Genomic DNA, 14,008 nt, shown 5'->3' with positions numbered 1-14,008 from the left:
CTCGTTCACCGAACCTCGTTCATCGTCGCGACGGTCCGCAGGTCCGAGAAGCGCTGTTGCATGTCGAGTTCGTCCTCCAGTGCGGTGAGTGCGGACTCGAGGGGCACGTCCAGCTCGTAGGAGTAGAAGTTACCGCGCGAGCCCGAGCGGTTCTCCCGAGCGGTGAGGATACCGAGCATCCGCAGGTCCGAGAGGTGGTTGTGGACCGACCGCTGGGCGAGGCTGTCGACGCCGTAGCCGTCGCAGATGTCGAGGTAGCGGTCGTAGATGGCGCGGCTCCGGCCCGGAGTGTCACCCTCGGCGGCGATGGAGACCACCGCGAGCAGGGCGAGGTGGCCGTGCTGGGTGAGCTGGCGGATGCCCTCCTCGACGCGCTCGCGCTCCAGCTCGTGCCGGGCGGCCTCGACGTGTCGTTCCGAGACGACGTCGTCGTCGCCGTTCTCGGCCTGCTCGGCGGCGAGCAGGAGTAGGTCGAGCGCCTGTCGTGCGGAGCCGCGGTCCTTCGCGGCGAGGGCGGCACAGAGCCGCACGACCGCCTCGTCGTAGGTGTCCTCGCGCAGCGCGATCTCGGCGCGCGACGAGAGGATGTTCGTCAGCTCCTGGGCGTTGTACGGCGGGAACTGGAGCTCGCGCTCGCAGAGCGTGTCCTGCACGCGCGGGTCGAGCTGGTCGCGGAACTTGAAGTCGTTCGAGATGCCGATGATGCCGACCTTCGCGTCCTCCAGGTCGCCCTTCGACCGGGCCCGGGGGAGCTCGTACAGGAGTTCGTCGCGGTCGCCGATGGCGTCGATCTCGTCGAGGACGAGCAGGATGGTGCCGCCGACCTCGTCGAGCTCCTCGTAGAGCTTGTTGAAGACGGTCTGCTGGGGGTAGCCAGTCGTCGAAATCTCCCCGCCGTCGGGGCGCAGTTCGTTGACGAGCTCGACCGCGACCTGATACGAGGACGAAAGCGGCTTGCAGTTGAGCGAGACCACGGAGAGGTCCACGTCGTCGTACTCCTCGACGTCGTCCTGCAGCAGCGACAGCAGGTACTCTGTGACGGCGGTCTTGCCGACGCCGGTGTTCCCGTAGAGGAAGACGTTGTTCGGCTCCCAGCCGTCGACGACCGGTTGGAGCGCGTCCATGTACGCCTCTATCTCCTCGTCCCGCTCTTCGATACTGTCGGGCTGGTAGCTCTCCCGAAGAGCGTCCTTGTTTGCGAAGATGGCGCGCTTGCGCTCGAACCGGCGCATACCCTTCCGGTGTGACTCCGGGTATAAAAGAACCTCCTTTGCAAGTGATTCAAGTGTTTCGTGTGAACCGTCACGGTCGTTCACGGTCGGAGACACTCTCGGGCTGAATGCTAACTCATCGCACACCCTCACAGACACCACTGTTGCAAGTGAAGCTAGGGGAGGAGGTGGTGACTAGTACGACGACACACCATCGTTTCTGGTGAAGAGTTGACATCTCCTGGTGGGAGGAGGCCGTCGCTGCTGTAGTGGCTGCGCACCCACACCACCGTTGCAAGTGAAGATGGCGGATTGAGGGGCTCTGAAGGGATAATTCTGGCACCGTGGTGGCAACATCGGCGCCCATCTGGTGGCCTACCTCATCCGTCGAGTCGTTGCTTCACTCGTAACGGTGGTGTCTCTGTGTCAGGACCCTCCCCACCGAACCCCGGCTTCACTTGCAACAGTGGTGTCTCTCTCCCCCATCCCTCGGTACGACCGCCCCGGAGCAGCCAGCGCTGTTCACTCGCAACGGTGGTGGGGGCGACTCGGGTCACGAACGGGCTTCACTTGCAACGGTGGGGGGATACCGCACCAGCCTGTGCCGCCCCGGTGCAGCGAGTTCCCCGTCTCCGTTCCGCCAGGAACCGGCCCAGACGTGAGCAAATAGGGGTAGTGACGGGAATAACTAAACCGATGCCGCGAGTGGACCCGCCCATGGACCGCGTAGCAGTCATCGGTGCCTCGATGACCAAGTTCGGACAGCGGGACTCGTGGGTGATGGACCTGCTCGCCGAGGCGGGGGAGGCCTGTCTCGACGACGCCGGGGTCGCACCCGACGAGGTCGAGCACCTGTACGTCTCGAACATGGCCAGCGGGGAGTTCGAGGGACAGACGGGGATCATGAACGCGCTGGCGCACGACATCGACGTGATGCCGGCGTACAGCCAGCGGGTCGACCAGACCTCCTCCTCCGGCGGCGCTGGCATGTACGCCGCGTGGCAGTCCATCGCCTCGGGTGCGTCGGACATGACGCTGCTCGTCGGTGGCGAGAAGATGACACACCGGACGACCGGCGAAGCGACCGACGTCATCGCCTCCATCACGCACCCGGTCGAGTACAAACACGGCGTCACCCTCCCGAGCTTCGCCGGGCTCACCGCGCGGCACTACCTCGAACGGTACGACGCGCCGCGGGAGTCGCTCGCGAAGGTCGCCGTGAAGAACCACAGGAATGGGCTCAACAACCCGCACGCCCAGTTCCAGAAGGAGGTCGACCTGGAGACGGTGATGGAGTCACCCATCGTCGCCGACCCGCTCCGGCTGTACGACTTCTGTCCCATCACCGACGGGAGCGCGGCGCTCATGTTCTGCCCGGAGTCGGTCGCCGAGCAGTACACCGACGACTACGCCGTCGTGACCGGCGTCGCGGGCGCGACCGACACCCACGTCGTCCACGAGCGCGAGGACCCGACCGTGATGGGCGGCGTCGTCGAGTCGGGCGAACAGGCGTTCGAGATGGCCGGGCTCGAACCCGACGACGTCGACGTCGCCGAGCTCCACGACATGTTCACCATCCTCGAGTTCCTCCAGATGGAGGGCCTGGGCTTCGCGGAACCCGGCACGGCGTGGGAGCGCGTCGAGGCCGGCGAGACCGAGATGGACGGCGAACTCCCCATCAACACCTCGGGCGGCCTCAAGTCGAAGGGCCACCCGCTCGGCGCGAGCGGCGTCGCACAGGGCTACGAGATATACAAACAGGTCGTCGGCGAGGCGGGCGACCGACAGGTCGATGCGGACGTCGGTCTCGCCTGCAACGTCGGCGGGTTCGGGAACTGCGTCATCACCACGATCATGGAGGCAGCAGCATGACGATGGAAGCATACCGGTACGACGACGGCAGCATCACCTACCCGGGCCACCCCATCGGCCCGGACGGCAGCGAACCGGTCGAGACGGTCGACCTCAGCGAGTTCGAGGCCGAGGTCGTCACCTGGACGAACTCCACGGCGACCCCGCCGGGCGTGCGTCAGCCGAACGCGCTCGCCATCGTCGAGTTCGACGTCGACGGCGAGTCGGTGCGGGCTATCGGGCAGCTGACGACCGCCGACGTGGAGACCGGCGACACGGTCCGCCCGGTGTACGTCGAGGAGCTCCGCGACCCAGAGGCCGGCATCAAAGAGCCCGAGAGCCAGGAGTGGGACGGCTACCGGTTCGAGCCGGTCTAGGCCGTTCCTACTCGGGTCGGATCGTCGCCGAAGAACGCTTCTCTCGTGGTCGCGATACCGTCGGCGGACGCGATATAGTCAGCGAACGAGATACCGTCAGCGAACGAGATACCGTCAGCGGGCGCGATGCCACGGGCGGTCGTGATGCCGATGCCGACCGCCGGGACTACTCGTCCGTGCCGCTCGCGCCACGTCCGCCGTCGGCACCGGAACCGCCTGCGTCTCCTCCAGAGCTGGTCTCCGGTCCGTCTTCGTCGTCACCGTCGTCCTCGTACTGCTGTTTCAGCGTCTCCAACTCCGCGTCGACGTCGATGGTCACCGGTTCGTCGTCCGGCTCCTGCTCGTCGTCGGCCTCGCCGCCGGTCACGTCGATGTCGGTTCCCTCTCCGTCTGCACCGTCCGTGCCCGCCTCGAAATCGTCGAGCGTGTGGTCCCGCGACCGGCTCGCCGTCAGCTGCTCCTGTATCTCACGCCGGAGGTCCCGAGCCTCGGTCAGGATGCTTCGCGCGGACTCGTTCTCCGGCAGCTCGGTCCCCTCGAGGACGGACTGGAGGTCGGCGAGCGCGTCGGACGCACGCGAGAGGGTCTCTCGGCTGACGGTCTCCGCCGTCGAACGCGCGCGACCACCAGCGTCGCGCCCTCGTTCGCCGGCCCTGCGACCGCCCTCGGCCAGTCGGATCGCGCGCTGGAGCGCCTCGAGCAGCCTGATGTTCGTCTCGAGGATGGCGATGGTGGCGGGGATGGCGACCTCGTCGGCGAACTCCATGAACTCGCGCGGGGTCGGGGGTCGCGGGAGTCCCATCGGCCCCGTCGGCGGCCGACGGCGCTGCTCGTCCAGCTGCTCCCGGAGGGCTCGCAGCTCCGTCGCCAGCTCACCGGCGTCGGCGGCGATGTCGTCGTCCCTGGAATCGGTCATGTCCTATCGTTATCGCGTAGCAGACAAAAACCATGCGCCGCCGGACCCACGGTGGGTCCCTGTCAGCGACCCGCGAGGAACTCGCTTTCACCGGGTGTAATACGTTATTATAGTAAACCAATAGCCACAATATTTATTGTATCCTGTTTCCAAGTCGACGAAAGAATGCGCACCGACCACGGTGGGGGGGTTCCCGGGAGCACGACGTTCGCACAGACGCTCTCGGCTCTCAAGCGCGAGGGCAGCAGCATCCTTCTGGTCGGACGGACGAGCGCGACCGCCCACCGAGCGGCCTGTGGCCGGCTCGTCGGCGACAGCGGCGAGCCCAGGCACCGCCTCTACGTCTACACGACGGGCACGGAGACCTGTGGACAGGGGCCGTCGACCGACCACCGTGGCGAGACGCGGATCATCAGTCAGGAGGACGAGGCCGGTGTCTCGGCCACGCCGAAGGGGGTCACAGAGGACCTCGACGAGACGGTCGTCGGCCGCCAGCTGTTGAGCACGCTCGGGACGGCCATCATCGACGCGATAGACGAGATGGAGACCGAACACGAGCTCGAGCCGGGCGAGCTCCGGCTCTGCTTCGACTCGGTGACGCCGCTCCTCCGGGAGCACAAGTCACAGAACGTGTTCCGGCTGCTCCACATGGTCACCTCGCGGACCAGACAGGCCGACGGGATGGGTCACTTCCACCTGCCCCTCGACCGGGACAGCGACTACGTCCGACTGCTCGAACCACTGTTCGACGCCGTCGTCGAGGTCAGGCGGACGGAGGACGGTGACGAGGAGCGCCTCGAACAGCGGTGGCATCTCCGCGACCGCGATGCCGAGAGCGACTGGGTCGAGATCTGATCCCGGGAACCGGTACACGTCCGCTCGAGACCCTCGCTCAGCCGTGCTGTTCGATGCGGTCGACGAGCGAGGACTTCTCCTGGACGCCGACCATCCGCTCTGCGAGTTCGCCGTTCGCGTACAGCAGGAGCGTCGGCACGCCGCGGATGCCGTTCTCCTGTGCGAGCGCCTGTCGTTCGTCGATATCGACCTTCGCGACGGTGGCGTCCGTCTCCGCAGCGATGTCCGCGACCACCGGTTCGAGCATCTTGCACGGACCACACCAGTCGGCGTAGAAGTCGACGAGGACGACGTCCTCCTCTGTCAGGAGCGTCTGCAGATGCTCCCCGCTCTCGATGTGGACTGGTTCGGTCGTACTCGTCCCGGCGGCGTCGTTCGCCTCTGCTGAATCACTCATACCCCCGTTACGGGCGGCCACTGTTTAACCGTTCGTCGGGTTGTCGAGGCCTTCGCACAAGCGCGGCGGTGCGCCCGTCAGCCATCGATGCCCGCGCCGTCGGACGAATCGGGCCACGACTCACCGTTCGATATCGAACGAACCCTAATACCCCGACCGTGCGTACGCGAACAGGAGAGTCACCCATGGTCCAAGTAGGCATAGAAATGCTCGCCGGCGTCGCAGTGACGGTTCTCCTGATGCTCGTCTTCCTCGGCGTGGTCGTCATGTGGGATGTCGCGCTGGCGCTGCGTGACGTCGCGGAGAAGATCGATTCGCTCGAGGACGACGTGGATTCGGATCTCGACACCATCAACGGAACGCTGACCCGGATACACGACAGCATGCGTGGTGACGGGCAGGGACGGGCCGGCCCCCGGAGCGGCGCGACAGCGGACGGCCGCGGGGCCGTGGCAGACCGGCAGCCGCGGCCCGGCCCGGCACAGGCAGCGACCTCCGCCGTCGCCTCCCCCGGCGTGGGAACGCCGACAGCATCGAGCGGCCAGTCGACGGTCGGCGGCCTCCAGGCGGCCCAGCCCACCCCGGAGGGCGTCGTCGGCCAGGTGCAGCTGGCGAACGGGCGCAGTGGACGGCGCGGCTCCGACGCGGGGGCATCGACGGGAGTCGCTGCCGGCGCCGGGTCGGCCGACGGTGGGGCCGCCGGCACGACCGACGGGGTCGACGCACACAGCGTCGGTGTCGACGAGTTCGGCCCGGAGGCCGACCAGTCCGGCGACGAGACGGACGCGGATTCGACGATGGGTGACAGCGACACGGCGGCCGACGCGGCCGACGATGGTGACACGGACGCTGAAGCGGCCGGAGACGGGGAGGAAGACGCCGTCGACGCGACGGGTGCCGAGGACGAAGCCGCAGAGAGCGAGGCGGACGTGGACGAGGCCGAGGCGGACGAGACCGTGGTGGACGAGAGCGAGGAGACGGCGGACGCGGTGGAGAGCGACGAGGAGCCGGCCGAGGACGACGACGCCGCCCATGTCGAGGGTGACGACGGGCAGGCAGGAGCGACTGACGAGGATTCCGGCACGTCCGACGAGGACGGCGACGCCGGCCCCACCGAGGGCGATGCACCGACGGCCGACGGACAGTCCACCGAGGACGAGCAGGCGGCGGTGGACGCCGCCGAGGACTCACAGGCCGACGCCGAGAACGGGGCGCCCGGGGCGGTCGTCTCCGGCGACGGCGCTGGCACCGTGGACGGCGGGGACGACGAGGAACTGGACGGCTCGGTGGCCCAGCTGTTCGACGAGGACGAGCCCGACGACGGAGCCATCGTGCCGGACGACTCCGCGACCGAGGCGCTCCGTACCTTCGGCCACGACGCCCGGACGAACAGCGGACTCGGGCCCTCTCCGGACCTGTTCACCGACCCGGATGCCGACGAGGGTGACGGCCGGTTCGCGACCACGACGGACGAGCCGTGGTACGCGACCCGCTTCGAGTCTCACCCGCGCTCGACCGGCGCCATCGCGGAGACCACCGAGGGAGGAGCCGACGAGGACCAGACCGGCGAGGAGTCCGCGGCCGGGACCGCGCCCCCGTTGTCGGAGTTCGACGACGAACCCGTCGGGATGGACGACCTCGTGAGTACCGACGAGGGGTCCGATACCGGGTCGTGGACCGATATGAGGGCGGACATCGTCGACGACGGGCCGAACGCGGACGACGTGGAGGACGGTTCGAACGCGGACGTGGAGTCGCTCCCGGACGACGGGGACGGCGATTCCGCGCGCTTCGACGAGCACGGCCCGCACGCGGATGCAGAGAGCGCCGCGGCAGCCGTCCTGCGGGATGCGCCATCGAAGTCCGAGCAACCCGAAGCGGGTGTCGACACCGACGATGGTGCCGCCACCGACGATGGTGCCGCCACCGACGATGGTGCCGACACCGACGATGGTGCCGACACCGACGGCGGGGACGACACCGGTCCGGGGACGAACGCGGACGAACCGATGGGCGTCGGAGACCTCGTCGAACAGGAGCTGACGACGCTCACGCAGGAGGTCGGTGGGACGAGTATCGCGCCGGACGTGAGCTCCCTGCCGCTGCAGCAGGGCGCTGCCGAGCTCGACGACACCGAGTACACGTTCCCCCTGTCGGGCGAGGCGTACGGTCTCACCGCCAGCGCGGAGAACGAGGTCGCGCGGCTGGAGCTGGTGCCCGACGGCGGAACCGAGCTCTCGGGCGCGAGCGAACAGCTGCTCCGGTACCAGTTCCGGAACTACCTCGACCAGGATGAGAGCGGTCACGCGGAGCTGACCGTCGGGGACGACGGCGTCGTGGTGGTCGAGATCCCCGGTGCGACCGGCGTCTCGCTCGACGACTGGGCCGACGCACTCATCCAGATCACCGACCGGACGCTCTACCTCGCCCGCAGCGAGGAGTAGCATCGGAGACGGCTCTTCTTCGGGGCGGGCGGCGTCTGATCGCTACCCGAGATACACCCGACGTCTGACCGCTACTCCAGACCCACCCGACGCATGGCCGCTACCACAAGACGAAGGTGTGTCCGGCGGCGACGGTGGGTATGCGCGAACACCCCTTCACAGTCGACATCGACGTCCGGTACAACGACGTCGACCTGCTGGGCCACGTGAACAACGCCATCTACTCCTCCTACCTCGAGGCCGCCCGCGTCGAGTACCTTCCCGAGGTGCTGGGGACGCCCGAGTCGCTGGAGAGCGTCCTCGCACACCTCGAGATCGACTTCCATCGACCCATCACGCTCGAGGACGACGTCGAGGTGGCCATCTGGGTGACCGACATCGGAACCTCGACCATCACGTTCGCCTACGAGGTGCGCGCCTCGGGCGAGGTCGCGGCGACCGCGGAGACCGTCCAGGTCGCGTACGATTCCGAGACCAGCGAGTCCAGGCCGGTGCCCGACGAGTGGCGCGAGCGCATCGAGGCGTTCGAGGATCTCTGACCCGGCGCCGACGGGACGGTCGAACCGCCGGAACGACAGCTTTTCTACGGACCTGACCGAGGTACGACCGTGCGAATCGAGAACAGCTTCATTCCGGTCCGGGGCGTCGGCGAGCAGACCGAACGCGACCTCTGGCGCGCCGGTATCACCCACTGGGACGAGTTCGACGGCTCGATCGTCGGGCCGACGACGGCAGACCGCATCGAGTCGTTCATCGACACGGCCACCGACCGGCTCGAGGCGGGCGACACGCGCTTCTTCGACGAGCAGTTCCCGAGCAGCGAGCGCTGGCGGTTCTACGAGAACTTCCGCGAGGACACCTGCTTCTTCGACATCGAGACGACCGGGCTCTCGCAGGACCGCGACGACGTGACGACGGTCTCCTTCCATCAGGCCGGCGAGACGACCACGCTCGTCCGGGGCGACAACCTGACAGCGGGGGCGCTCCACGAGCAGTTCGACGACGCCGCGCTCGTCGCGACGTTCAACGGGGCCCGCTTCGACGTGCCGTTCCTCGAGACCTCGTTCGACGTCGACATCGACGTGCCACACGTGGACCTCATGTACCCCTGCAAGCGACTGGGGCTGTCCGGGGGGCTCAAGACCATCGAGCAGGATGTCGGCATCGGCCGCGACGAACCCGACATCACCGGGCGTGACGCCGTTCGACTCTGGCACGAGTACGAGCGCGGGAGCGACGAGGCGCTCGACACCCTGGTCCGGTACAATCGCGACGACGCGCGGAACCTGCAGACGCTCATGGACGTGGTGGCCGACGGACTGCACGCTCGCGTCTTCGAGGAGTAGTCGTCTGAAAACTGTCGGCAGTGGGGTCGGGAGGCGTCGGGCAACACCTCCGTCGGGTTTCGGTCAGAGTGGGCGGGTCCAGTGCCGACACTGCTCCCTACTCCCCGACTGTCAATAAACGCACCTATAACTACAACAGTCGCTTTCGTCACTGGGTAGCATCACGCACGGTCTTCGACGTACGCGACCGCGGCGGTGGGTGTGTCCACCTGTCTCACTGCTGGAACGTCCAGGGTGCCCAGTCCGGCGACCGGCCGGTCGTAGACGCTCGCGTAGCCGAGCTCGGAGAGCGTCCCCGGGCCGCCGTCGATGGCGATGACGCCGTCGCCGTTCATGACGACGAGCGCGTTCCGGGCGTGGCCCAGCCCCGTCGCGATGGGGACCTCGACGAACTCGTTCGCCGCGGCCGTGTCATCGCCGGGGAGGATGCCGACGGTCCGCCCACCGGCCTCGCTCGCTCCCTCGCACACCCCTCGCATCACGCCACCCAGCCCGCCGCAGACGACGGTATGGCCGTGTTCCGCGAGCCGGCGTCCGACCGCCACGGCCTGCTCGTACTCCTCGTCCGAGACGCTGCTCCCGCCGATGACGCTCACTCGCATGGACCCACTGACGCCCGATGGAGGGACGATGGTTTCGGTCCGTTTTCATCACGCCAGTATGACATGATTTATACGCGCTGGACGCGCCGGGACGGATATGGGCGCAATCTCATCGGCGAAACACGCCGGTTCGACGCTGGCGCGGAACCCCATCCTGTTCCTCGTCGCCACCGTCTTCGCCGTCGTGCAACTGCCACAGATACTCCTCCAGTGGACGGGCCTCCCCTTCGTCGCCTCGCTGTTCAACCTCGTCACGGTCGTCGTCGTCCCGTTCCTCATCGGCGGCATCTACGGGATGGCCGAGGAGGGCCTCGACGGCACGACCTCGGTCGACACCTTCTGGCGTGCCGGCCGGGAGAACTACGTCTCGCTGCTCGTCGCGGCCATCTTCTTCGCGCTGGTCGTGTTCGTCGTGGTGTTCGTCGCAGTCGTGGTTCTGGTGTTCGTCACCCTGCTCTCTGTCGGCGCCGCCGGACTCGAGGGAGGCGTCAGCCCCGCCGCGCTCGTCGTCCCCGGGCTCGTCGGTCTCGCGTTGTTCGTCCTCTACCTCGCGACTGTCGTCTTCCTCCAGTTCTACGAGGCCGCCATCGTCGTCGACGACGCCGACGTGCTCGACAGCCTCAAGGAGAGCTACCGCTTCGTCCGCGGGAACCTCCTCAGCACCATCGGGTTCACCGTCGTCCGCTGGACTCCGGGCGTGCTGACCTCCCTCCTCACGGCGTACTTCGTGGTTGCCAGCATCGGCGTCGACCTCCAGAACGTCGAGGCGCTGGAGGCCGAGACCTTCCAGAACATCTACGCGAAGCTCTCGGCCACCGAGATCGGTATCGTCGTCGCCACGACGCTGCTCACCGCCGGCATCGTCGGCGCGTTCACCCGCACCTACCTCATCGCCTTCTACGTCGACAACCGCGAGGAGGCCGAACCGGTGCAGGACGAGGACCCACGCGACGATCTGTTCGACGAGGAGTACGACACGATCGCGTAGGGTCGCTGCCCCCTCCGCGTCGCCGTCTACGATTGCGTGAGCAGCCGGCGGAGGACGAGGTGGAGGATACCACCGTTCTCCACGTACCGGACCGCGGCCGGGGTGCTTACCTGTGCGGTGACCGGGAACTCGACGGTCGACCCGTCGCCCCGTTCCGCGACGACGGTGAGTTCGTCGTTCACGTCCAGCCCGTCCGCCAGACCGTGGATGGCGACCCTCTCCGAGCCGTCGAGGCCGAGCGACTCCCAGGAGTCGCCCTCGGCGAACTGCAGCGGCAGGACGCCCATCCCGACCAGGTTGTCGCGGAAGATGCGCTCGTAGCTCTCGGCGATGGTCGCACGCACGCCCAGCAGGTCGGTCCCCTTCGCGGCCCAGTCGCGGCTGGAGCCGGTGCCGAGCTCCTCGCCCGCGAACACGACGAGCGGGGTGTCCGCGTCGCGGTAGCGTTCGCTCGCCTCGAAGACGGTCGTCTGCTCGCCCGTCGGCTGGTGGACGGTGTACCCGCCCTCGACGTCGTCGAGCATCTCGTTCTCGATGCGGACGTTCGCGAACGTGCCGCGCATCATCACCTCGTGGTTCCCGCGGCGGGCTCCGTACGTGTTGAAGTCCGCGGGCTCGACGCCGTGTTCAACGAGCCACTCGCCGGCGGGCTGTTCGCGGCTGAACGGCCCGGCCGGGCTGATGTGGTCGGTCGTGACGGTGTCGCCCAGCAGCATGAGCGTCCGGGCGTCCTCGACGTCCGAGACGCCGGGCTCCTCCAGCGGGAACTCCGTGAAGAACGGCGGCTCGCGGATGTAGGTCGACGAGTCGTCCCACTCGTACACCGCCCCCGACGGCGCGTCGAGGCCCTCCCAGCGCTCGTCGCCCTCGAACACCTCTGCGTACTTCTCCTCGAACATCGAGGCGTCGACGCTGTCGTGGACGGCCGCGTGTATCTCGTCGGCGTCCGGCCAGATGTCCGCCAGGTACACCGGCTCACCGTCGGCGTCGGTTCCGAGCGGGTCCCGTTCGAGGTCGATGTCCATCCGCCCGGCGAGCCCGTAGGCGACCACCAGCGGCGGGCTGGCGAGGTAGTTCGCCCGCACCTTCGGGTGGATGCGCGCCTCGAAGTTCCGGTTGCCCGAGAGGACGCTCGTCGTCCAGAGGTCCTCGGCGTCGATGGCCCGCTCGATGGGCTCCGGGAGCGGCCCGGCGTTCCCGATGCAGGTCGTACAGCCGTAGCCCACGACGTTGTAGCCCAGCTCCTCGAGGTACGGGAGCAGGCCCGACGCCTCGAGGTACTCGGTGACGACGCGGCTGCCCGGCGCGAGGCTGGTCTTCACGTACGCCGGTACGTCGAGCCCTCGTTCGACGGCGTTCCTCGCGAGCAGCCCCGCCGCCAGCATCACCGACGGGTTCGACGTGTTCGTACAGCTCGTGATGGCGCTGACGACGACGCTCCCGTGGCCGATCTCGGTCGTCTCGCCACCGACGTTCACCTCGACCCGCTTGTTCAGCTGCCCGACATCCGGCGTCGGGAGGTCGGGGTCGGGGCGGTCGTCCGCGACGCTCGCCTCCCCGAGCCACCGCGAGAGCGCGTCCTCGTCCACGTCGTCCAGCTCGTCGGCGAACTCGCCGTGGACGAGCTCCCGGAAGTGCGACTTCATCTCGGGCATCTCGACGCGGTCCTGGGGCCGCTTCGGCCCGGCGAGGCTGGGCGTGATCGAGGACAGGTCGAGCTCCACCGTCTCCGTGTACTCGGGGTCCTGCTCGCCGAACAGCCCCTGGGCGTCGAGGTACTCGCGGACCAGCTCGATGTGCTCCTCGTCCCGTCCCGTCAGCTCGAGGTAGTCGAGCGTCGCCTCGTCGACGGGGAACATGCTGATGGTCGAGCCCTGCTCGGGAGCCATGTTCGCGATGGTCGCCCGGTCGGGAACCGTGAGGTTCGAGACGCCCGGCCCGAAGAACTCGACGAACCGGTCGACGACACCGACCTCGCGGAGCTGCTCGGTGACGTGCAGCACCAGGTCGGTCGCAGTCGCGCCCTCCGGTAGTTCGCCGGTGAGTCGGACCCCGACCACCTCCGGGAGCTTCATCGTGATGGGCTGGCCGAGCATCGCCGCCTCGGCCTCGATGCCGCCCACACCCCAGCCGACGACGCCGATGCCGCCGATCATCGGCGTGTGGCTGTCCGTGCCGACGAGCGTGTCCGGCAGGAGCCACTCCTCGCCGTCCTGCTCTCGTGCGTGGACGACCTGCCCCAGGTACTCGAGGTTCACCTGGTGGACGATGCCGGTCCCCGGCGGCACGACACGGAAGTCGTCGAACGCCTGCTGGGCCCACTTCAGCGCGCGGTAGCGCTCAGCGTTCCGCTCGTACTCCAGCTCGACGTTGCGGTCGTACGCGTCCTCGGAGCCGAAGAAGTCGACCTGCACGCTGTGGTCGATGACCAGGTCGATGGGCACCTCAGGCTCGACGATGCTGGGCTCTCGCCCCTGTCGGTCGACCGCGGAGCGGAGTGCGGCGAGGTCGACCACGGCCGGGACCCCGGTGAGGTCCTGCAGCACCACCCGCGAGGGCGTGAACGGGAGCTCCACGTCGGGCACGTCGGGTTGCCACGACGCCACGTTCCGCACGTCGTCCGCGGTGATCGTGTCGCCGTCCACGTTCCGCAGGACCGACTCGAGGAGGACACGGATGCTGACCGGGAGGCTCTCGAGCTCGCAGAGCCCCTGTTCTTCGAGGACTGTGAGGTCCGCCATCTTGAACGACGAGCCGTCGTACTCGAACTCTCGGATGGCGTCCCGCGGGTCGTCGGATTCCATAGCCGAAGCTACGGCGACACGAAACTTGAATCGTGCCCCGAATTCTCGCCCGGTGGCGATCACTCGGCGCTGCCGGCCCACGGTCGCTCCACTGCGTTCCGTTCGCTGGGTTGGACCGTGACTCCCGAGGGGATTGTCAGGTGGGATTCGAGCCACGGTCGCTCCACTGCGTTCGGCTCGCTAGGTTGGACCGTGACTCCCGAGAGGATTGTCGGGT

Annotated in this window: 12 protein-coding genes; 7 read left to right on the top strand and 5 right to left on the bottom strand. The window is 67.9% G+C overall.

Features of this window, described 5'->3' with window-relative positions:
* Nucleotides 1-5 precede the first annotated feature (5 nt).
* Complete coding sequence (locus ACSG06_RS10070) at nt 6-1,232, bottom strand: orc1/cdc6 family replication initiation protein (RefSeq protein WP_440990127.1); 1,227 nt, start codon at nt 1,230-1,232, stop codon at nt 6-8.
* Between the two features lie 696 nt (nt 1,233-1,928).
* Here ACSG06_RS10070 and ACSG06_RS10065 point away from each other — a divergent pair.
* Together ACSG06_RS10065 and ACSG06_RS10060 are read left to right on the top strand one after the other, a co-directional pair.
* Nucleotides 1,929-3,083 carry a thiolase family protein gene (locus ACSG06_RS10065; RefSeq protein ID WP_440990126.1) on the top strand — a complete coding sequence of 385 codons (1,155 nt, stop codon included), beginning with the start codon at nt 1,929-1,931 and terminating at the stop codon, nt 3,081-3,083.
* Nucleotides 3,080-3,439: a PhlB family protein gene (locus tag ACSG06_RS10060; RefSeq protein WP_440990125.1), complete on the top strand. Its 360-nt coding sequence runs from the start codon at nt 3,080-3,082 to the stop codon at nt 3,437-3,439. Before ACSG06_RS10065 ends, ACSG06_RS10060 begins: the two co-directional genes overlap by 4 nt.
* A gap of 166 nt (nt 3,440-3,605) precedes the next feature.
* Here the strand turns inward: ACSG06_RS10060 and ACSG06_RS10055 are convergent, their stop codons facing one another.
* Nucleotides 3,606-4,355: a DUF7547 family protein gene (locus ACSG06_RS10055; protein WP_440990124.1), complete on the bottom strand. Its 750-nt coding sequence runs from the start codon at nt 4,353-4,355 to the stop codon at nt 3,606-3,608.
* A 165-nt stretch (nt 4,356-4,520) separates the two neighbouring features.
* Here ACSG06_RS10055 and ACSG06_RS10050 point away from each other — a divergent pair, with 165 nt between their 5' ends.
* Complete coding sequence (locus tag ACSG06_RS10050) at nt 4,521-5,210, top strand: DUF7504 family protein (RefSeq protein WP_440990123.1); 690 nt, start codon at nt 4,521-4,523, stop codon at nt 5,208-5,210.
* A 37-nt stretch (nt 5,211-5,247) separates the two neighbouring features.
* On the opposite strand, the gene trxA is transcribed toward ACSG06_RS10050, so the two are convergent.
* Nucleotides 5,248-5,607, bottom strand: coding sequence for a thioredoxin (trxA, locus tag ACSG06_RS10045; RefSeq protein WP_440990122.1), 360 nt, complete (start codon nt 5,605-5,607; stop codon nt 5,248-5,250).
* Nucleotides 5,608-5,792: 185 nt separating this feature from the next.
* Here trxA and ACSG06_RS10040 point away from each other — a divergent pair, with 185 nt between their 5' ends.
* From ACSG06_RS10040 to ACSG06_RS10030, 3 genes are all read left to right on the top strand, one after another.
* Nucleotides 5,793-8,051, top strand: coding sequence for a hypothetical protein (locus ACSG06_RS10040; protein WP_440990121.1), 2,259 nt, complete (start codon nt 5,793-5,795; stop codon nt 8,049-8,051).
* A gap of 140 nt (nt 8,052-8,191) precedes the next feature.
* Complete coding sequence (locus ACSG06_RS10035) at nt 8,192-8,590, top strand: acyl-CoA thioesterase (RefSeq protein WP_440990120.1); 399 nt, start codon at nt 8,192-8,194, stop codon at nt 8,588-8,590.
* A gap of 69 nt (nt 8,591-8,659) precedes the next feature.
* Nucleotides 8,660-9,397 carry a ribonuclease H-like domain-containing protein gene (locus tag ACSG06_RS10030; RefSeq protein WP_440990119.1) on the top strand — a complete coding sequence of 246 codons (738 nt, stop codon included), beginning with the start codon at nt 8,660-8,662 and terminating at the stop codon, nt 9,395-9,397.
* Nucleotides 9,398-9,558: 161 nt separating this feature from the next.
* Here the strand turns inward: ACSG06_RS10030 and ACSG06_RS10025 are convergent, their stop codons facing one another.
* Entirely contained in the window at nt 9,559-9,999 is a 441-nt protein-coding gene (locus ACSG06_RS10025) for a TIGR00725 family protein (protein WP_440990118.1), read from the bottom strand.
* 97 nt (nt 10,000-10,096) lie between these two features.
* On the opposite strand from ACSG06_RS10025, the gene ACSG06_RS10020 reads away from it, so the two are divergent.
* Nucleotides 10,097-10,987, top strand: a complete 891-nt coding sequence (locus ACSG06_RS10020; protein WP_440990117.1) for a DUF7847 domain-containing protein — start codon at nt 10,097-10,099, stop codon at nt 10,985-10,987.
* A gap of 26 nt (nt 10,988-11,013) precedes the next feature.
* Here the strand turns inward: ACSG06_RS10020 and acnA are convergent, their stop codons facing one another.
* Nucleotides 11,014-13,791, bottom strand: a complete 2,778-nt coding sequence (gene acnA, locus ACSG06_RS10015) for an aconitate hydratase AcnA (RefSeq protein ID WP_440990116.1) — start codon at nt 13,789-13,791, stop codon at nt 11,014-11,016.
* Nucleotides 13,792-14,008 lie beyond the last annotated feature (217 nt).

It is taken from the genome of Haloarchaeobius baliensis, from assembly GCF_052060055.1.
Taxonomy (GTDB): domain Archaea; phylum Halobacteriota; class Halobacteria; order Halobacteriales; family Natrialbaceae; genus Haloarchaeobius; species Haloarchaeobius baliensis.
This window is presented reverse-complemented; position numbering and strand designations above follow the sequence as displayed.

Coding starts and splice junctions, on each gene's coding strand:
- ACSG06_RS10070 (WP_440990127.1), bottom strand. CDS start 1,232: ATGCGCCGGTTCGAGCGCAAGCGCGCCATCTTCGCAAACAAGGACGCT.
- ACSG06_RS10065 (WP_440990126.1), top strand. CDS start 1,929: ATGGACCGCGTAGCAGTCATCGGTGCCTCGATGACCAAGTTCGGACAG.
- ACSG06_RS10060 (WP_440990125.1), top strand. CDS start 3,080: ATGACGATGGAAGCATACCGGTACGACGACGGCAGCATCACCTACCCG.
- ACSG06_RS10055 (WP_440990124.1), bottom strand. CDS start 4,355: ATGACCGATTCCAGGGACGACGACATCGCCGCCGACGCCGGTGAGCTG.
- ACSG06_RS10050 (WP_440990123.1), top strand. CDS start 4,521: ATGCGCACCGACCACGGTGGGGGGGTTCCCGGGAGCACGACGTTCGCA.
- trxA (WP_440990122.1), bottom strand. CDS start 5,607: ATGAGTGATTCAGCAGAGGCGAACGACGCCGCCGGGACGAGTACGACC.
- ACSG06_RS10040 (WP_440990121.1), top strand. CDS start 5,793: ATGGTCCAAGTAGGCATAGAAATGCTCGCCGGCGTCGCAGTGACGGTT.
- ACSG06_RS10035 (WP_440990120.1), top strand. CDS start 8,192: ATGCGCGAACACCCCTTCACAGTCGACATCGACGTCCGGTACAACGAC.
- ACSG06_RS10025 (WP_440990118.1), bottom strand. CDS start 9,999: ATGCGAGTGAGCGTCATCGGCGGGAGCAGCGTCTCGGACGAGGAGTAC.
- ACSG06_RS10020 (WP_440990117.1), top strand. CDS start 10,097: ATGGGCGCAATCTCATCGGCGAAACACGCCGGTTCGACGCTGGCGCGG.
- acnA (WP_440990116.1), bottom strand. CDS start 13,791: ATGGAATCCGACGACCCGCGGGACGCCATCCGAGAGTTCGAGTACGAC.